Raw genomic sequence first — 18,941 nt, forward strand, 5'->3', positions numbered from 1 at the left:
GGCCTCCGGAGAGATGCCGTTGAGCCTGGAGAACGCATCAGAGCGAATGGGCGCGACCGCAGTGGGCCGCTTCACCGGTGTTGAAGGAACCGGCGGCACGGTCTCAGCCGGCAGGGCCGATGCCTCAGATGTCACGGCTTCCGACTCGGCGAAGACGAGTTTGACCAATGCCATGAACGCGAGTGCCGGTACTGCCGACAACAGCCACCCCGAGGCGCTGGGGGATGCCACTGCGATTTGCGCTGCGAGGGACAGCACTCCGCAGGCGAGCAGCAGCGCCAACGGGTAGCCGATCGATTTGCCGGCCCGTCGGCGCCGCCGGATGCTCAGCAGCGATGCCACAGGGACGAGTTCGGAGATGACGGCGTTGACCCAGCCGAACGCATCAGGAGTGCCAGCCGGCATGTGTCGCATGGTCCAGTCGTGCATATGGGTGAATGACACCCATCCAGCTGCGCCGGCAACGACGGCGAGGATGAGAGCGAGCAGTCCGGTTTCAAGGCGTTCGGTCATGCGGCTTCCCCCTCGATGACCTGGGCACCGCTGTAGAGGTCGGCCATGTCGCGGATCTGGCTGTCGCTTTGATGGGAGAAGCGCAGGCGCATGGGGGTGGGATCGCCGTCGTTGACGACGTAGCCGACGCCGGGTGTGGTGACGGAGATCCGATCGCAGAGTGCTCCGCGGTCGCGCATGCCGTCGTTGAGGACGAGGTCGACTTCGTTGGATTCGGCCAGCCGTAGCGCGATCCGGGTTGGGAAAAGACCGCGGGCGGGGAGAACTTCCTTGCGGGGGTCTTGCAGGGCGGCGAGGACATGGACGCAGACCGCGCGGCCCTGGGTGAGAATGATGCCGAGGGCGGCCTTGATGCGGTCTTTGAGCTGCCGGTCGGTGAGGTAGGCGGTCAGGTTCGCCAGTTCGTCGATGATCAGAAGGATCAGCGGCTCGGCGGTGGTGGGTACGTGCTGGCGGGTGATGCCCATGAGCCGCGCGGCTCGGCGTTGTGTCTCGGCTGCGGCCTCTTCGAGCAGCGCGGCGAGGGCGGCGAAGTCTCGGCTGGCGAAGCGGGCAAAGATTGGCAGGCCGATGCCGAGTTCCATGCCGCCTTTGGGGTCGAGTCCCCACAGCTGCACGAGGCCGCTGCGGACGCCGCCGGCCAGGGCACGCACGACGGACCAGATGACCGAGCCCTTGCCGGAGCCGGTGGCTCCGACGACGAGGACCTGGGTTCCGAACAGGCGCAGAGCAAAGGTCTCGCCGTCTTCCTGTAGTGCGACCGGCAAGGCGGTGAAGTCGGGCACCGACGCGACCGGGAACGGCGGCACGAGCTGGGTCAGCGGGTCGCCGCGCAGAACAGCGAGGGTCACGGTGCCGTATGACGGGCCGGGTAGAGCTTTGACCTGACGGACGCCGAAGGTGTGTGCCAGGCGTTCCGCGACCTTGCCGAAGTCGTCCGGGATCTGCCCGGTGACCATGCGGACAAGGACCAGGTCCCCACCGGGCTGACAACGGACGCGGTGCAGAACGGGCAGGATTGTGTTGCCGTCGTAGGTGATCGACAATTTCGCGGTGACCATGGCGGCTTGCCAGCGCCGGCGGTAGATCCAACGGCGGATGCGGCCGAGGATCGGGTACCAGCCGAAGCGTAGGAACGAGCGTCGGTCCCGCCAGTTCCAGAAGCAGGCCAGCGCAGCGATGCCCAGGACGAGGAAGGTTGGCCCCTGCCAGGAGAACGCTGCGTACATCCACAGAAGGAAAGCGGTCGGGGCGGTGATCCACCAGAACCGCACGCAGGCGGCCAGCAGCCAGGCCAGGCCCTTGACGACCTGCCAGAGCATGATGAGCCAGACCGGCAGCCTTAGCACCGGGGTTCGCACGGTGAACGGCGCGGTCGGGATGGCCTCACCCCGGATGACGTTGATCAGTGGCATTCGCCCGCCTCCCGGTGCTTCTGCGGGGCCCTCGCCGGGTGGAAGCGGTCGAGGTGCACCAGGGCTTGGCGGATCCGGTCGAGGCGTTCGGCGTCGGTCACTCCGGCCATGTCTGCCCAAGCCCTCACTCGGCCGACGGTTTCGGCGTAGAGATGGGCCAGCGGCCAGCCCGTCAGCGCGCGCTGCGTATCCATGGTGGTGGGGTGTGCGCAGCTCTGGCAGGTGTCGACGCCGGGCGCAAGCGCGGCGTTCAGGCCGCAAGTTCCGCAGGTGCGCCAGGTGGTGCGGCCTGGAAGATTGACTTGGGCAGGGTCGGGTAGCGTGGGCATCACAGCCCCTTTCCTGTGAGGGATGGCGGGTTGAGCGCCGGGGCGGGGAAGCTCTTGCCGGAGGAATCCCGCCCCACGCGTCAGATGAGTCAGGCGACTTTTGTCGTGCTGCTTTTCTGCACCGGCTGCGTCATCCCGGAAGCCCGGACGGACCACGCCTGTCGGGCTCGGCATTTCGGGCTGTTGCCCTTGCAGCGCTGAGAGTCGACGTACGGCGTGAGCGTGACGTCCGTGAACTCGACCAGCGGCGGATAGCCGGGCACCGCGGACATCGGTGGGACGGGTCGCTGGTCGGCTACGACCTTGACCTTGAGTTCGTTTGAGCCGCCGAACTTGCCGGCCTCCGGGTCGAGGTCGAGCACCTTGACCACCCACACGCGTCGACCGGTCTCCTTGTCGCGCATCTGGTCGTCGTCCTGACCCCGCTTGTCGAAGTCAGTTGCAGGTTCCACTCCGAGGCACAGCGCGCCGTGCGGCGCGACGTAGTCCCAAGGGACCGGGATCTTGATCGAGCTAGGAATCACCACGTCCTCCAAGCTTGCCAACATAACAACTTGACTTGTTAAGTTGAGCCGAGTGTATCGCGGTGACGCCTGCCGTCAAGAACATCGATGGAAGAACCTCAGTGGAGGGGGAAAGATCCCTCAATCTCCTGCCGACTGGCGGGAATCACGGAGTCGACAGCCAGCTGTGGACGGTTGACCTTGTCGAACACCGTAACCAGCAAGGTCATGACGGCATCATCCGTCCCGATACCCAGCAACTCGACTTCCTCGGCGGTGGGCAGTCGTGCCGAGATTCGTTCGGTGGCGTGGTCGAACTCAATGCCCTTGCGGTCAGAGAGATGCCGAAGGATGCCTTCGGGCAAGGGCTCTTGCTTGCTGACATCCGTACCGGACGCAAGCTCCACCGGAACGAAGAGCGTGCTGACCTCTACAGGCCCGATCTCAGCCGTGAACAGGCGCCGGCGCGCAATGACAGGCGTCTCGATGTCGAGTTCCAATGCCGTGGCTGCTCGGTTCGTTGCCATGACTGCGCCGACACGCAGCAAGGTCACGCCGACCGCCTCGCTCTGATTGAGCAGGTCTGATGAGTGGCTGTCAGGGCGTGGAGCTGAGGCGTTGGGCCGGCCTTTGACGAAGCGACCCTTCCCCTGCGCCGACTCGATCCAGCCGTCTTGCTGAAGAATCCCAAGAGCTCGCACGACGGTCGGGCGCGACGTGTCGAACTCGTTCATGAGCTGCGTCTCGCTCGGAATCCCAGCGCCTGGCGGGTAAGTGCCGTCCTCGATGCGCTGCTGGACGGCGTTGACCACGACCGCGTACTTCGCCGGACGGATCGGGATAGCCATGAACCTCTCCGTCCTCTTGTCTAGACGACCACACGACTTGTCAACACTAAAGCAGCAGTTGACGCCGGGCGGTATCTACACTTGCCTACCTGGTCGACGCCGAGTGCCGTACTTCCCTCGGTGCACCCGCGCGATCGGGGGCTCGCCGGTCCCGTAGTGCGGCCGGTAGACCCGCCTCCAAGCGTCGACGTCTGATTTCAGCCAGACCCTTCCTGCCCGGAGGAACGCGATCGGCTCCGGGAAGGTGCTTTCGTGGGTGATCTGTTGGATGCGCTGGCGGCTGAGATGGAACATCTCCGCGATGCCGCCGGCCCCGACGAGTTCCGGCAGATCCTCCTGTCGCCTACCCGGAGCGCGGGCTAGCAAAGACAGGTTGTCCAAGCCCATCGATGTCAGAAAGCCGCGCATCGCCTGGTGGCGACCCTGGCAGGGAGTGAACTTGGCAGGCACGCAGGTGCTGCAAATGCCTTGGTCGTTCGGCCTGTGCTCTTGGTGGAGCTCATAAGCCTTGGCCCACAGCAGGGGAGCGGGGCAGCCCGCGGGCGGCTGCTGTGGTGGATTCCGTCGGTCGAAGGGCAGGCGTGGCATGGCTTACCTCCTTGCGTCCGCAGGGGCGCTGCCCGTCGGCGGAGCGACCGAGTCAGGCGGACCGGGCTGTGGCTGTGGGACCGGGGAGCAGTCCGGACATGCCCTGCGCGTGTACTGAATGGCGCCTTCCTCGATCCGCGCTGTCCTGCGGAGCGAGGCAAAGCGCCAACCACGCCCCTCGCAGGATCTGCACTCGCTGGACCCGGGCGAGACGGTTGAAACCATGTCTGGCCAACTCCCTCCGCAAGGGGCGCCCAGCGGACGTCCGGCGTGTATGGTGCAAGCTGAGTTTGTATTCAAGAAACGCCATGCTTCGATGGCGTTGAGTACGATCGCTTGCGCCACCTAAGGTTCCCGCCACCTCCGCGACTCGGGGAGGGCGCACGAGGGGGCGCACAGGCGCACGAGGGAGCGCACAGCGCTGGCCGGCTACACCATCAGGGAGGTGGGGAGGCAAGGTGACCCAGGCGAAGGAGCCGAATCGTCTCCTGGCGGCCGTCATGCAGCAGGCGGCGGTCACGAACAAAGGTCTCGCGGCCAGAATCAGAGCTGAAGCCGCGCGATCGGGCGTCAACATCACGCCCGATCACACATCGGTCAAGCGTTGGCTCGACGGTATGCGCCCGCATGAGGACACCGTTCGCTGCATCGCGGCCGCTCTAGGCGCCAAGCTTGGCAGACTTGTCACCCACGACGAGATTGGCTTCGGGGCGCCCACCACGATTGACCTATCCCGTGATGCGGTGCTCTATCCGCCGGAGAGTTCGCGAACAGTAGACCTCTTGGACGGCTTAACTGCCGCTGACGCGGGTGACGCTCCCGCCATCCGGTCGACCGCGTGGGATTCGGCGTCCGTACCGGGTGTCATCACTGGCTACCTCTTCTCCGCTCCGAGGTGGCAAGAGTTCGGCGAAGCTCATAGCGGTCACAGCGGCAAGGCGGACCGCATCCGCGCGACCGTTCGAAGCCTTACACAGCTCGACTTTCAGTACGGCGGTGGCCATAGCCGGAGACTGCTGCTCACATACTGGCGAGCCGAAATCATTCCGGCCCTGCGAGACACGCGGGGATCAGCACAGCTTGACATCTTCGCGGCAGCCGCCGATGCGGCCGCGGTCTTGGGCTGGAGCGCCTACGACGCTGGCTACCATGGCGCTGCCCAGCGCTACTACACACAGGGACTCCGGCTTTCTCAAGAGGCCGGCGACGCCGTCATGGGCGGCCAGATCCTCTCGAACTTGAGCCACCAGGCGAACTACCTAGGCAACTACAACGAGGCCGTGCATCTCGCCCGCGCCGCTCAAAGTGCAACGCTCGGCCGCGCGTCCAAGACGGTCAACTCCATGTTCCTTGCCATGGAAGCTCGGGCGTTGGCCAGCCTTGGAGACGCCCGCGGCAGCGCGAACGCCCTCAATCGAGCTGAACAGGACTTCGCTAACAGACAGGGGACCGAGGACCCGGAGTGGATCTCATACTTCGACGCGCTCGAGTTGGCGGGAGAAGCGGCACACTGCTTCCGCGACCTCGGTCATGCGCTGAAGACACAGCAGTTCGCAGCCCAAGCTGTCGATCCGCTGCTAACTCCAGCGCGCACACAGTCTTTCATCAGCATCGTCCATGCTGATGGCGCGCTCGCGGCCGGCAATCTCGAACAGGCCGTCTCGCTAGCCGCACAGTCGGTCGAACTCGCCGGCTCATTGCAGTCCAGCCGTCAGCTTCGGTACATCGCTGACTTCGGCCAGTCACTTGCAGCTGGCGGCCACCTGGGCCACCGTGCGGTTCGCGACTTCGCCGAGACTCTGACCGATTCTGCGCTTGCGGCCCACTTCCGCGGCTAGAACGGCCGCCAAGTAGCCGAGATGCCATCACGGATGGTGGCCATCCGTACTTGGTATTCGTGAGCGATCTCCGAGGACTCGCTCACATTCTGCATCAACCACGTTGTCATCTTGAGTTCATGAACCCGGCGTAGGACATCGAAGCCATCAGTCCAAGTCATGACGTCGTACCCGTAGGCATCCGTGAACGCCCGATACTCCGAGGCGTTCCACCATCCTGCTGAAACGAACTCGGTGGCCGTCATGGAGAGATCCCATTCTGGTTGGCCCCAAGCCACATGTTCGAAATCGATCAAGACGGCCTCGCCGTTATGAATCATTATGTTTTCGGAGTGCGCGTCACCGTGCGTTGGCGCCGCGGGCAACGGAAATTGAAGGAGCGAAATCTCAGTCTCTAGCTCTCGGAGCAGCGCTAATAGAAACCTCTTGTCCTTGTCCGGGACTTGCGCAACGGCGATACGAGGCTCAACCCGGGCGAGGACATGCTCGGTCGGCAGCGTGAAAGACACGGGTCGAGGCAATGCGTGCATCCGTCGAAGGACGCTACCTAGTATGCCGATGTCTTCTCGACTGCCATCGCGTCCGTCAATAAACTCCCAAAATGTCACAGGATGTCCGTAAATGTCGACCGGCTGATCAACATCGAGTACTCGGGCAGCAGGGAAGTCGATAGCAGCGAGCCAACGCGATACCCGTACTTCATTGGCCACCTCCGCCCAGTAGCCCATGGAGCGAGCGATCCGTACGACAGCCGATGCGGCTGGCAGGTGGAACAAGGCGTTCTCGCCAAGCCGTATCAAACGTGCATCAGTTGGGTCTAGTCTTGCGGACCTGCAAGCTTCAGTCAGAAGCTCAGAGGCCAACTGTCGAGTCAGCGGTGAGGTGGACGAGTCTGGGGAGCCTGGCACCGCATCAGCCTAGGTGGACTCTCTCTCACCTGAAGGCCGGCCGCCAACGCCAGGCCTAGGCCGCCGAGCCTGCCACTGGATGATCGTTGCCGGCTTCCAGGCTTGAGTGCGGCCCAGCTTCATGTCAGGGTCCGGCATCTGACCTCGGTTCCGGTATCCACTCACAGTTGACACTTGAACACCGAGGTAGGCCGCGACGTCAGAGGTAGTCCACCACTCTGCGTTACTGTCGGGCGCCGAGGTCACGCGTCACTATTTCATGTCCAGGGGCCTCTGTTCAATCCTCAGCATATCTGGCGAATTTTCTACCTAGCCTCAATGCCCCGAAGCAGATGGCATTGCTTTCTCGCATAAGTGCGATTGTCATCCGGTCTAGTCTCATATGTGGAGCGGGTAGCATACCCATGGCGACTAAAAATCTAGCCACCGTGCCGGCAGCATAAGTGCTAGGTTAAAGCGGCAGCTCCCTTGCTGCAGCGGTTCATAGCATGTGCTTTTTTGGTAACTAGGGGTAGGCCTCTTCAGCCTCTTAGCTAGTTCTGCGAGAATAGCTACATGGTCAAGATTGACTTCGGATCGCTTCCTGACTGGATCAGCGGGGTAGGGACGGCCTCGGCAACACTGCTCCTGGCCTTCAGCTGGCTTCGGGAAAACCGGGTTCGAAAACGGGAACACGAGCGCCAGACAGCGACAAGCATCCGACAGCTCTTCCTTGAGATAGAAAGAATTTACGACTCGATTGGTCCTCAAGACGAGTTGACGGACAGTAGCGCCGCTGAAGAGAGACGTCTAGTTCGTGAGCTGGAGACGCAGTCTGTTCTATTGCCTGAACCTTTCGGGCCACGCCTCTACAAGATCTCCACCTTTATCGGTGAGTCTGCTATTCGAGCGCTTCACGGCGACAGCCTAAGGGTCATAGCTTGGAGATCTTGTAACTACGGCAAAAAATTTGATCAATGCTTTTCTGCTGCATCGAGACGCTCCTGACGTTCCAGCTTTCTATGATGAATACTCTGCCGCAATGACGGAATACGGCATAATCATGGAGGACGAGTACAGAGACCGATATGGTCCTCAGTGAGAATTTGACCTACGGACCTAAGTATGCCTCGCGTCGCTTATTTGGATGCATCTGACTTCTTTGGTGCTCTGAATGGCGAGTAGCTAGTAGACTATTGGACTGGCACCAGCGGCGCGAAACACACATACCGGAACTAAACGACACGCGGTACGATCAACCGTCGGTGTGTGACGTAAGTCACAGTGAGTCAAATGGCGAATCGCCGTGATGACGCTGCATCAGGCTTAAAATGCCCGCCCAGCGCACGTGACGCTTGACGCCGACGCGGTCGTGCGACCTCAGATCTCGCCCTCCTGTGACCTCGCGCGGAGCCTGGCGGGTTGCCGGTGACTGCCACAAGGTCTCAGAATCTGTCCTGTACTGCCGAAACTGCTTCTGCGGTTCGCCGTCAGTGTCGCGCCGAGGATGGGGCCGTCGCCGATGGCGCCGGCGGTGGGTCAGCGCCACGGAGCAAGGGAGTGCTTCCGTCGTTGGGCCGCACAAGTAGGCATAAAAGCACTGCTAAGGACCCCTCCGAGGTTGATCAGCGATCGTGCATGTCGGACCGTGCAGGTAGGCTGACTACAGCAAGTTGGGTGATCGGCATACTACTTAGAGTGACCAAAGACTGCTCCGCAGGGGAATCAATGATTGAGGATCGGCAGCCCGATTGGGCAGAACGCCTCGGGTTGGTTCTACGTGCCTCGAATCGGCCCGTGGCAGAGCTCGCTGAAACCTTAAGCCTTCATGGGGATCAAAGTTGGCTCTACGAGGCGCTTAGTGGTCACGCCGAGCCTTCGATTTCGCAATATGCCGCGCTTTCTTTAGCTATAGACGTGCCGCTTGCTGTACTTACCGGCTCTGTATCGGTGGAACGAAGTTTCGCAGTCGCGCTCCGGGCTGGTCTTCTGCATGATGGCGAAGACGTCAAGCAAGTAACTGGTTATGCTGCACGGGCTCTGGATGATCTGGAATTACTTTTATCGTGGTTCCCGGAGCAGCGTAACGAGAGGCTGCAGTTATTAAAGCTCGCAAAACGCGCTTGCTCCTGGACAGGATTCGCCCTTAAGGCCGGCCGACAAACCGCCGAGAATTTCCGCGATATTCTCGAAATTTCGGATGGCCCCATCCTTGATATGGCATTCGTGGTGGAATCACTAGGCATTCCAGTTATATTGACACCAATGCCGGAGTCATTGCATGGCATTACGGTTCGTGATGACTCTGGCAGGTCTGCTGAGACCGTCATCATGGTCAATTCTAATGATTGGTGGGGTCGGCAGCGCTTCACATTAGCTCATGAACTGTGTCATGTGCTGTTCGAGGATTCCGGCACTCTCACAGTTAACGAGAAGCAAGCTGCCGCCGAGGCGCCGAATCTAAATGAGCTGCGAGCGGACGTATTTGCGCGCCATCTACTAGCACCGAATGGTGCAGTAAGGAAGTTTTGGCGAAGCTCGGACGTCTCCTCAAGGAGAAGTATGAGCGCTACTCTTGGCGAGTTTATGCTGCGCTTCGGCATGAGCTGGCAAGCGTCTGTCGTTACTCTCAGCGATTGCTGTGGTGTGTCCAGGGAAGCTCTGCAGGACTTGAAGCCGGGACGCATCGAGGATCTGATGAGGGATGCGGGCCTTGAGCGGAGATGGTTGGATGCTTGCCTAGGCCAGAACGAGCCGGCGCCCTCAAGCTGGATGCTCTCCATGGCGCTCGAGGCCTACGCCAGTGGTCTTGTAAGTAGCAGTGTTGTCGCTTCTGTACTCGGCCGTGACGACGTGGCAGCTGTGGAGGAGGAGCTACGTGACGAGGGCTGGATCTCCGACCACTAGCGGGCAGACGGTCACTCACGAACAGCGTGAGCAGCTGCCGGCAACGGAATTGCACTCGAAGTAGAGCTGGTCGGACGGACGGGCGAAGCTTGGTACTCCGCTCACTGTCTCCGCGTGTCGGAAGATGCCGATCGCTTCAGGCGCATCGATCGTTCCAGCACATACCAGTTCTCGAAGTACCTGGCCGAAGTGCTTGAGCGGCACTGCCAAGGAAGCCGCCACCTTAGCCGCTCCACCATCGTTACTCAAGACGACGACTCGCCTACCCTTGGAGATCAATCGCTTGGCGATCGCAAGTACGGCAGCTTCGCCACCATGTGCGGCACTATGAGCCTCGGCGCTACCGGGCATGTTCCTGAGCTGCGCGACGACTTGATCAAAAAGTGGTACGTCGTCCTGAATGAGGTCTACGGTCTCAACTTCAGGCGCTCCGACGAAACCTGTGCGCGCGTAGGCAGCCGCGGACCGAAGTAGAGGGTCTACCCGGTTGGCGGGATCCGCTTGACGGTTGATCTCGTCAGCCACCAACCGTGCGACCAAGATCCTCCCCTTGTAATGCGCGGCGACCTTGTGCAGCGTGGCTCTCTGGCGGCCAGCCGAGATCAAGATCCCCGTATCAGGCAAGATCAGAGCGTCTGACCAGCCTCGCTGCGGCACGGCACTTTGAAACGGAGGAGGGGCTCCCCGCACGGTCTGGCGCGGGGGTACCCGGCTAGACCGAAGCATCGACAGGGGGGAAGGCCGATTCTCAGGCCCGCTCATCACGCCCCATTCGTCAATGCTGTACGAGGCTCCAGCAGCCTCGCTGATTACTAAACGCTCAGATGCAGACTACTCTGCGCTCCTGGCGTCGCACCACGCGGCGACAGGACAACTCTTGCAGTGGCTCCCGGGCCGTGGTTCCCAGATTCTATCCTCAATCCACTCCTCTGCGATGCGTCGCAAGCGCCCCCGCGCCATCCGAAGCAGTGGAAGATCATCAGTCCGATATGTGAACAGACTGGAACCCGCTGGTGATAGCACCTCTAGCTCTACTGCTCCGTGCCTCCCATCGCCGGAGAACGTACCCTGCGCGAGTTCAACCAAGTCCCACGCGTTGGATAGATACCGGTTAAACCAACCATCTGCATCTTCGGTGACGGGACGTTCGTGAGTAGTTTTCACTTCGCGTATGATCATCTCCTCACCTCGCATGAAGAACGCGTCGGCCTTGGTGGCGGTGACGACATCTGCGTCTGCGTCATATCCATAGCGGGTTTCCTCAATGCCCGAGCCCAACACCGAGGGGTCTGTGAACTGACATGTTGCGAGGTGCGAGCGCAAGTAAGGTTCGGATGATTTGAATTCATCTGACGACTGCTGGATGCCAAACGCTGCCAAGATGGATTTTTCGTTGTCGAAGTCGGTAGTTGAGCAAGCCACATTGCGCTTATGTGCATGTGCAAGAGCTGAATGAACCGAGATTCCGCGTAGTTGCGCATCAGTAATATCCACTGTGCGTGGCAGGAAAGCGACTTTCTGCATGAACCAGCGTGACGGGCACTCTTCGTACATCGATAAATCGGATGCAGAGACGGTCTTGGTCCACGGGCCACGGCTATTAATCTGCAAAATTCCTGTACTGGAATGTACCTGGCCGCATTGGCCGGCGATGTCGCAACTCCCGCATGACCTGCCAGTCTTCGTGCTGAGAGCTGATGTAGCGCGATTCGCGACTGACCGTACCTCAGCCTGGTATAGCTGTCTCGCTTCGTGAGGCAACACTCCGTCTAACAGGTGCTTCTCTCTGCCAGATGCCAGTCCCACCTCAGTCACCCATATACGACCTTGGTCCGACATGCGAGGCGAAAAGTCGGCCACCACGCGAGCTGATGTTAAGGCCCAAGCCGTGAGCGTGGTTCGAGGTTCAGATCTACGTAAGCGTCGGATCTCTCGATCCCCTGTCTCACTCTCGTACAGGAAGCCCCAGGTTGACAGAATTGCTCGGCCCGGCTGGATCTCTATTTCAGGCCGTAACGACAAGAACTTGAGAGATCCTAACTCCTCCTCGCGGGCTTCATGATAATCAAAGTATGCGTTGAGTGAATGAGCGAAGTATTTGGCTAAGCCGCGATGGAGATCGCCGAAGGCACTTTGAGCGACCTTGTCAATTGACTGCCAGCGGTCCCCGCCTAGCTTTTCTAATGAGTGGATCCGCATAACTGCCTGCGTGAAGCTGTCCAGTAGGAAGGGATCGGCGCGTCGTCGCCAATTAGCTCGGTACGGATGATCTCCCGGCCGGCTTTTTAACGTTACTCGAAACTGGCATTCTTGCGGATCGGACGCCTTTTCAATTTCCGTAGCGCTGAGTGAGAAAACCCGCTGATCAGGCCGAAGGAAGGATCGAGGATTCCACGTCATCGGAGTCCACTCTGACGGACGTTAGTTGAGTTAGCCAAGTTCGGCTTCCGCATCGTAACCTCTGCCATGGCGGGGGCCAAATCTCCGGCGCCTCGGCCGCGGTACGTTGAGCAAAGCTGCAGCTCAGCAAGCTTGCTGCTTCCTGTTCTAACTGTTCGAACGCGCGTACGATTAATTCAAATTACGCGTCAGGCGCTGCCATACTTCTGTGTACTGCCGAATTGATCTCTTCTGGATCAAGGCGCCGCGCGAGCGCGGCGCGGCCCGTCGCGCTCGGCCTGCTGGCGGCCTTCGGCCGGCATCGGCCGGCGCACCGGCGAACGGCGAAGGAGCGAAGAGCTATGCCTCCGGCGGGGCTCTCTGGCTCTGGGATGGTGGCCATCCCGTCCACCGTCGACCCAGGCGGAGCCAAGCAGACCGGTCCTGAGGCGCCAAGGTCGTTCGTCCGGTGGGGCGCTCCACCTTGACGCCTCAGGACCGGCCCGCTTCACGGTGTGTGGGTCGACGGCGGACGGGATGAAAGGGTGCAGCCGGGTGGGCGGGTCTGCGGGAGTCCGGCCTATGCGCGTCTCGGTGTCGGGTCCGGCCGAGGCGGAGTATCGGCTTCGACGGCCTCTGCGGCCAGTTTCTCGCGCTCCTGATCACTCAGCCGGGCGTTCCACTGCCCGAAGTCAGTCATGACCTTGGTCATCTCGGTGACGTAGGCGTTGCTCCGGGCGACTTCCCGCAGCGTCGTGCGGCCTTCGAGGATCTCCTCCGCCATTTCGGCTAAGGCGGCGCCGGCTGCTCCAGCTCGAAGCCTTTCAAGGCTCGCCCGAAGGTGCTTAGTGACGGTGGGGTCACCGGTCATTGCGTCGAGTCGACGGTTCAGGTCTTCGTCTTCGGTCACGCTCATGCTCCCGGCGCTGCGTAGGCGGTGCTGGGAAGCGGCACGCCGGTGAGGCTGCCGCCTTGGTAGCCGACCTGCATGCCGGTCCCGAAGACACCCAGAATCACGGAGCCGCCCGTGTTGATGATGGTGGACGCCTTGTTGGCCAGGCTCAGCATCTCTACCGCCTGAAGAGCCGCGATTCCGTAGCCGACCGCACCGACCGCAGCTCCGACGCCGGTGGCGGTGGTGGCGGTGCTGCCGGCGACGATGATGCCGGCGATGATGGCCTTGTCGGCGAGTGCCTGGATGATGTTGCCGAGCTGGTTGCTCAGTTGCCATGCTCCGAGTGCGGCCTTGTGGTAGTTCTCGCCGATCTCGCGTAGGGCGATCTGCTGGCCGCTGGTCGCGGTGGCGAGACTGGAGAAGTACTGATACGCCGCATCTGCCGCGTTGCCGTCCCACGAGGCGTCCATAGCCAGGGCGGCTTGCTGAATGTTGATGCCCTGTTCTTGCAGGCACTCGGCGAGGCTGATGAGGGCGTCGCCAAACTTGTAGATGGCTTCCCAGTCGCCGGTGAGCCACTCAACGCACCAGCCGATGATGTCGAAGCCAACGGCCGTCTCGATCGCGTCGTTGATCCATGCGGCCGGGCTGACGTAGTTGAAGATGTCGACAGGGTTGGCGAAACCGTTGGACACGCTCTCGTCCGGCGCGGCCGGCCCTATCAGGTAGGCGGTCGGATCTCCCACGTGAATCCCCCGTTCTCGTCTGTCAGTCGCGCTCGGGATGCGGGCGGGGGACCGGGGGGTAGGAGGCGTCGAGGCGGGCCGCGTTGTCGGAGTCGGTGTGTTCGTAGCCGTCGGCGGCTTGGCGCAAGGCGGTCTTCGACTCGTCACTGAGCTTGCCGAGATGCGTGAGCATCCTTTCCAGGTCGCTCATGAGGTTGCGGTGGCCAGGCGCCAGTTCGCCGATCAGCCCTTGCTCGTGGAAGCTGAAGGTTCCGTGCCGGGTGACGTACTCGCGAGCCAGTTCAGCGACGCGATCGGCGTCACCGATCTTCGACGCAGCGGTGCGCAGCGCGGCGGGGTCGACGTGGAAGCTCACTAGCCCTCGATTCTGCCGACGATGAGGACTGCAGCGACGGCGAGCGCCAGGCCGGCGACGGCCATGCCCAAGCTGCGCCACCACAGCCCGCTCAGCACCGCAGCGTCAGTGGTCCGGTGCAGCTTGACTCCCCCAATGACCGAGGGAACGAACGCGGCCGCAGGGATGAGCAACAGCGGCCAGCCGATGAGGGGGATCGGAGCTCCGGTGGCTGTCGAGACGACCGCCGAGAACAGGATGATCAAGTAGACGCCAGCGAGGAGGAACGCGACCTTTCCCGCCAGGCGCTGCATCTCAAGCTTCGGGTCGCCCAACCCCGCTTCTCCCTCCCCCGTACTGATGGGGCGAGGGTATCAAAAGTTGGTCAGTTGACTATGCGCGTCGAGGCGGGATGACCAGTTCAGTGCCGGGTTCTGATCTAACTTCTTCCATGTTGCGGACGGCGGGCAGCTCGTTCTACTGGCTGTGGCACTTCGTGGCGAGAACGTAGCCGCCGCACCATGCTGGCGTCTCAACGGCCGACACCCGCCATCCGCCATCTTCACTCGTTTCGATTCGCCACATGAGCGTCTCGCTGCGATAGCTCAGCGCGCTGCCGTTGGCGCTCCACCAGATGGCCGCCACCTCGGCGCGAACCTCTGCCCTTCCATCGACAACCGGTCCGACGGTCAATGCGCCGAAGTCGAATCGTGCCGGCGGCGGATCAGTGTCGCTCATCGCCGCCCGGTACGCTCGCCACTGAGCGAGCAACGGAGCTTGGTGGTCGTCGTCGAGTAGCGGCAGGAGACCTTCCTCCTGGCCGTAGCCGAGCGCCATGAGGTAGGAGTTAGCGGCGACATCGGGTGAAGGTGCGCCCCGCCCCGCCTCAACCGTCTCGCGCAGCACCCAGGCAATCGGAGCTGCGACCGCTGTTCCCCCACAGCACAGGAGAACGGCTGGCAGCATGACGAGGACGAGCCACCGCCGATGCACCGACCAGCCGGACAGCCGATGGCCAGTTCTGTTCTCCCACCGTGCATACCGCGTGGCGAGCTGAGCGACCCGGGCATGCCAACGATCCCGCGTTGTGATCACCTCCGAAACCATAGGCAATGTGATCACGCTCGTCGATCATTGACGTCGAAGCCCGATGAGGCTTGGTGGCTGTGAGCGAGCTTGAACTGCCGAGGTTTAGAACGGCCGGTGATTGTTCGCCGTGTGTGTGCGGGAGCCACTGATGGGAGCCACCCGGGCATCCTGTACCGGGCGGCCCCGTACGACACCGAACACTGAAGTGCTGGTGAAGACCATGATCCGTACGAACGTGAACAAGTGCAGTTTGATGGCGGGAATCTACGGATCAGAAGGTTAGGGGTTCGAGTCCCTTCGGGCGCACCGAACGAGAAAGGCCCTTCACCCGCCACAACGGCGAGGTGGAGGGCCTTTCTTCATGTCCGGCTCCCTCTTTTCGGCGCCGTGGGAGCCACGCTGATTTTTTGGGGGGATGCCCGAGGCGGTCCCGCCGCTGCCCGGGTGCCGACCACCGCCGCGCCGCCGGGGTCCTTGCCACCGTCGCGCCGCTCGGGTCCTGGGCGCCGTCGCGCCGCTCGGGCCGGGTGCAGCCGGGGACCGGCTTCACCGCCGGGCGGCGCCGGATGCGGCCGCGCCGGCGGGGGAGGGCGTCGCGGCCCCGGCGACACGGTGTGCCGCCGAGGTCGGTGGCCGGGTCAGGGCCGCTTGAACCACTTGCCCTCGCCGCAGTCCGCTTCGATGCTCGAGCAGACCTGCACGTAGATCTCGGTGAAGGCCTGGCTCAGCGGGGTGGGCGCGGCCGCCGGGTCCTGCGTGAAGTTGAACGAACGGTCGGCGTCCGACGCGGTGCGGCTGTCGGCGTCGGCCCACACCCGCGCGCCGGTGGGCCCGGTGACGAAGAAGTCGAAGTGGACGGTCGTCCCCTCCCAGCCGTCCGCCAGGTCGGTGACCGAGCCCTGCACGCCGACCGACCGGTTGTACCAGATGAAACCGCCCGACGTCCGGCCGCCCGATCCGGTCGCCGAGAACGTGCTCGTCGGATACGCGGCCGCCTGGGCCTGCGCCGGCGCCACCAGGACGCCGAGCACCATCATCGCAGCCGCTGTCGCAGCGCTCTTACGCATACTGATTCCCCCATGTACGGCAGTCGATCACCTTTGGCTCGCACAGGGTGGCACGGCGACCACGGAAACGTAAAGGCGTCCGTCGATGAACTCTCGGCGGTCACCGGGTGCGCTGGTGGGCGAGCTCGCCGGTGTCGATGAGGGCGCGGCAGATGTCCGTGAGCTTGACGTTGGCGTGCTGGCTGACGCGTACCAGCAGGTGGAAGGCCTGATCGCCGGTGACCTTGTGGCGTTCCATGAGGATGCCCTTGGCCTGGCCGATCAGATCGCGGGTCGACAGGGCCGCCGACAGGTCGTGCTCCCGTTGGGCGCCGGCCATGGCGATCGCCGCGTGCGAGGCGAGCAGCAGGCCGACGTCCTCCGACTCGTCGGTGAAGCCGTCGGTCCGCATCGAGTAGAAGTTGAGGGCGCCGAGGTCGTCGTGCCGCACGTACATCTGGATGGACAGCATGCTGCGGACGCCGAGGGCCAGCGCCCGCCGGCAGAAGTCCGGCCAGCGGCCCTCGGTGGCCATGTCGGCCAGCCGTACCGTGTGCCGCTCGTGGACCGAGTCCAGGCACGGCCCCTGGTTCGTCTCGTACTGGGCCCGGTCGACCTGGCGGACCACGTCGGCCGTGGCGGCCGGAGTGTGCACTTCGCGGCGCCGCCGCACCACGGTCAGCCCGGCGTGCTCGGCGCCGGGCACGGTCTGCGCGGCGACGGTCACGATGGCGTCCAGGGTCTGCTCGAGAGTGTTCTCGTCCTGCAGAGTCAGGGCGACGTCGCTCAGCGTGGCTGCCAGGTCGTCGTCGTTCCTCCGGCCGGTGTAGCTGGTCGACGGCTGGCCGTGGCCGCCACGGGTTTCGTCGCTGTGCTCGGAACTCCCCATGGCGCCCTCCTGCCCGATTCGCTCCAGCCTATGTAACGACGAAGGTGCTGTGCCCCGATCCGACGGTGTAGATCGCGACTCCGCCCCGTAATCCGACGAATTGTGCCGCCCCCGTGGCGATCGGCCGGCGCGTGGCGGGCACGTGGACCTCGGCGGTCGTGTTGACGGGCAGGTCGACGGCGAGGCCGTGCGGACTCCAGCGCACCGCGACCCTGCCGGCCTGCGTCCACATCGAACCGGCCGCGCGGGTCAGGTCCGTGCCGCGGGGCGGGGCGATGGTCAGCGTACGGGCAGCAACCCCCGTCACGGTCACGCCGAGCAGATCCTGCTGCAGCCGGGTCAACGCCGCCGCGCCCCAGCCGTGCGACATGCTTTCGCCGCGTTCCGGGGCTTCCCACGACTCCCACGTGAAGGTGCCGCCGCGGGCCAGGATGTTCGCCCACCCCAGGGACTCGTCGGTGAGGCGGGCGAGCACCTGGTCGTCGCGCCCGGCCCGGTGCAGCGCCCGGAGCAGCAGGTCCGCGGTCATCGGGCCCATCTGCAACCGCAGGGACACGAGGTGGTCGGCGACGGACTTGTCGGACGTGAGCCCGTATGCGAACGCGTACGCATTGGCGATCTGGGAGGCGTGGGTGCTGCCGAGGCCGTCGACGTAGATGCCGTCCGTACGCCGCAAATGGGTGTTGATCGCCGCGACCAGCGCATCGGCGTCGGCGCGGTAGGAGCCCGGGTCGAGGCCGAGCTCCTCGGCCTGCCGGGCGGCGCTGCGCAGCACCTCCACGGCGAGGATGTTGACCGTCGTGCGCGCGGCGGGCGCGGTGTCGTAGCCGTACCTGTTGGGCCAGTCGATGATCCCGTACAGGTAGGCGCCGCTGCCCCCAGCCAGGTTGGTGACCAGGCCCGTCGCCGGATCGCGGTAGCGGCGCACGTAGTCGGCGATCGCGGACACCGCCGGGTACGCCTCGGCGAGCAGCGCGCGATCCCCGGAGGCGACGTAGTAGTCCTCGACCCACGACGGGAACATCTCCGTGAAGTCCGGGATGTCCCGCTTGCCGTCCCCATTGGGATAGACGGCATTGAGCCGGCCGTCGGGCCAATAGCGCAGCTGCGAGGCGAGAAACTCACGGATCGCCTTGGCGGTGAATGCCCGATCGCCGGAGCCGCCCATGAGCGCCCGCGAGATGTTCACGGCATCGGCGAGGAACTGGCCCTTCTCCCGGGTGGGCGTGTCGAGGAACTGCTCCTGAGCCGAGTACAGGGCCGACCGCTGCATCAGCTCGAAAACCGCGTCCAGCGTGGCATTGTCGCTGTCGAAGGTCGCCGCCCGATCGGGATCGACATCGGTGTGCTGGACCACGGCGGCAATCTCGCCCGGTGTGCTGAGCTGCAGATAACGGAAGCCCTCGTACGTGAAGGCCTCGAAGGTCTGGTCGCCGTCCCGCTGCACATAGGAGTACGACAGATCCGTGGACTGATTGTCCTGCGGCGAGTTGGAGACCGTACCGTCGGGATTGAGCAGATAGCCCGCCACCATCGCCACCCGGTTGCCGGCCGTCCCCGCCCGGAACCGCACGCGCGGCGACGCGGGAACGACCTTGCCGAAGTCGGCCACGACCGCGCCGGACGGCAGAGTGGTGATGCTCACCGGCTTCGCGACCGAGACGGCGAGCCGCGTCTGCTGAGCCCGCAACACCGGCACCCCGTCCGCCACCTGGGCCGCCGTCCACCCCGAGTC

Annotated in this window: 19 protein-coding genes; 4 read left to right on the forward strand and 15 right to left on the reverse strand. The window is 63.4% G+C overall.

The features are described from left to right. The 5 genes from RBH18_RS36210 to RBH18_RS36230 form a co-directional block, all read right to left on the reverse strand. Positions 1-513 (reverse strand): hypothetical protein (locus RBH18_RS36210; RefSeq protein WP_306215011.1); only part of this gene is annotated, 513 nt, incomplete at its 3' end. Continuing rightward, positions 510-1,928, reverse strand: coding sequence for an FtsK/SpoIIIE domain-containing protein (locus RBH18_RS36215; RefSeq protein WP_306215012.1), 1,419 nt, complete (start codon positions 1,926-1,928; stop codon positions 510-512). The genes RBH18_RS36210 and RBH18_RS36215, both read right to left, overlap by 4 nt. Next, a complete protein-coding gene (locus tag RBH18_RS36220; protein WP_306215013.1) occupies positions 1,919-2,257 on the reverse strand; it encodes a hypothetical protein in 339 nt (112 codons plus the stop codon). The genes RBH18_RS36215 and RBH18_RS36220 overlap by 10 nt, the downstream gene beginning before the upstream one ends. Before the next feature lie 89 nt (positions 2,258-2,346). After that, positions 2,347-2,784, reverse strand: a complete 438-nt coding sequence (locus tag RBH18_RS36225; RefSeq protein ID WP_306215029.1) for a hypothetical protein — start codon at positions 2,782-2,784, stop codon at positions 2,347-2,349. 95 nt (positions 2,785-2,879) lie between these two features. Next, the gene (locus tag RBH18_RS36230) at positions 2,880-3,608 is read right to left on the reverse strand and encodes a GntR family transcriptional regulator (RefSeq protein ID WP_306215014.1); all 729 of its coding nucleotides are present in this window, start codon (positions 3,606-3,608) and stop codon (positions 2,880-2,882) included. A 1,046-nt stretch (positions 3,609-4,654) separates the two neighbouring features. Between RBH18_RS36230 and RBH18_RS36235 the strand changes: the two genes are divergently transcribed. After that, positions 4,655-6,034: a hypothetical protein gene (locus RBH18_RS36235; protein WP_306215015.1), complete on the forward strand. Its 1,380-nt coding sequence runs from the start codon at positions 4,655-4,657 to the stop codon at positions 6,032-6,034. On the opposite strand, the gene RBH18_RS36240 is transcribed toward RBH18_RS36235, so the two are convergent. Beyond that, positions 6,031-6,942 carry an aminoglycoside phosphotransferase family protein gene (locus RBH18_RS36240; protein WP_306215016.1) on the reverse strand — a complete coding sequence of 304 codons (912 nt, stop codon included), beginning with the start codon at positions 6,940-6,942 and terminating at the stop codon, positions 6,031-6,033. The two genes, RBH18_RS36235 and RBH18_RS36240, sit on opposite strands and share 4 nt — an antisense overlap. A gap of 555 nt (positions 6,943-7,497) precedes the next feature. Here RBH18_RS36240 and RBH18_RS36245 point away from each other — a divergent pair. The 3 genes from RBH18_RS36245 (at position 7,498) to RBH18_RS36255 (ending at position 10,302) form a co-directional block, all read left to right on the forward strand. Further along, entirely contained in the window at positions 7,498-7,929 is a 432-nt protein-coding gene (locus RBH18_RS36245) for a hypothetical protein (protein WP_306215017.1), read from the forward strand. A 789-nt stretch (positions 7,930-8,718) separates the two neighbouring features. Then, a complete protein-coding gene (locus tag RBH18_RS36250) occupies positions 8,719-9,828 on the forward strand; it encodes an ImmA/IrrE family metallo-endopeptidase (protein ID WP_306215018.1) in 1,110 nt (369 codons plus the stop codon). A gap of 114 nt (positions 9,829-9,942) precedes the next feature. Then, the gene (locus RBH18_RS36255) at positions 9,943-10,302 is read left to right on the forward strand and encodes a hypothetical protein (RefSeq protein ID WP_306215019.1); all 360 of its coding nucleotides are present in this window, start codon (positions 9,943-9,945) and stop codon (positions 10,300-10,302) included. Positions 10,303-10,659: 357 nt separating this feature from the next. Here RBH18_RS36255 and RBH18_RS36260 read toward each other — a convergent pair whose 3' ends face one another. From RBH18_RS36260 to RBH18_RS36300, 9 genes are all read right to left on the reverse strand, one after another. Then, positions 10,660-12,228, reverse strand: a complete 1,569-nt coding sequence (locus RBH18_RS36260; protein WP_306215020.1) for a PD-(D/E)XK nuclease family protein — start codon at positions 12,226-12,228, stop codon at positions 10,660-10,662. Positions 12,229-12,787: 559 nt separating this feature from the next. Continuing rightward, positions 12,788-13,117 carry a hypothetical protein gene (locus tag RBH18_RS36265; protein ID WP_306215021.1) on the reverse strand — a complete coding sequence of 110 codons (330 nt, stop codon included), beginning with the start codon at positions 13,115-13,117 and terminating at the stop codon, positions 12,788-12,790. 2 nt (positions 13,118-13,119) lie between these two features. Beyond that, on the reverse strand, positions 13,120-13,848 hold the full coding sequence (locus tag RBH18_RS36270) for a hypothetical protein (RefSeq protein WP_306215022.1): 729 nt from the start codon (positions 13,846-13,848) through the stop codon (positions 13,120-13,122). A gap of 22 nt (positions 13,849-13,870) precedes the next feature. Continuing rightward, positions 13,871-14,203: a WXG100 family type VII secretion target gene (locus tag RBH18_RS36275; protein ID WP_306215023.1), complete on the reverse strand. Its 333-nt coding sequence runs from the start codon at positions 14,201-14,203 to the stop codon at positions 13,871-13,873. Continuing rightward, positions 14,203-14,517: a hypothetical protein gene (locus tag RBH18_RS36280; protein WP_306215024.1), complete on the reverse strand. Its 315-nt coding sequence runs from the start codon at positions 14,515-14,517 to the stop codon at positions 14,203-14,205. Before RBH18_RS36280 ends, RBH18_RS36275 begins: the two co-directional genes overlap by 1 nt. Before the next feature lie 142 nt (positions 14,518-14,659). Next, positions 14,660-15,088: a hypothetical protein gene (locus tag RBH18_RS36285; protein ID WP_306215025.1), complete on the reverse strand. Its 429-nt coding sequence runs from the start codon at positions 15,086-15,088 to the stop codon at positions 14,660-14,662. An 821-nt stretch (positions 15,089-15,909) separates the two neighbouring features. Continuing rightward, positions 15,910-16,338, reverse strand: a complete 429-nt coding sequence (locus RBH18_RS36290) for a hypothetical protein (protein ID WP_306215026.1) — start codon at positions 16,336-16,338, stop codon at positions 15,910-15,912. Between the two features lie 100 nt (positions 16,339-16,438). Next, positions 16,439-17,206, reverse strand: a complete 768-nt coding sequence (locus RBH18_RS36295) for a GAF and ANTAR domain-containing protein (protein ID WP_306215027.1) — start codon at positions 17,204-17,206, stop codon at positions 16,439-16,441. A gap of 28 nt (positions 17,207-17,234) precedes the next feature. After that, positions 17,235-18,941, reverse strand: a 1,707-nt coding sequence (locus tag RBH18_RS36300; protein ID WP_306215028.1) for a family 78 glycoside hydrolase catalytic domain, incomplete at its 5' end; no start/stop codon positions are given.

The organism is Actinoplanes oryzae, assembly GCF_030757795.1.
Lineage (GTDB): Bacteria > Actinomycetota > Actinomycetes > Mycobacteriales > Micromonosporaceae > Actinoplanes.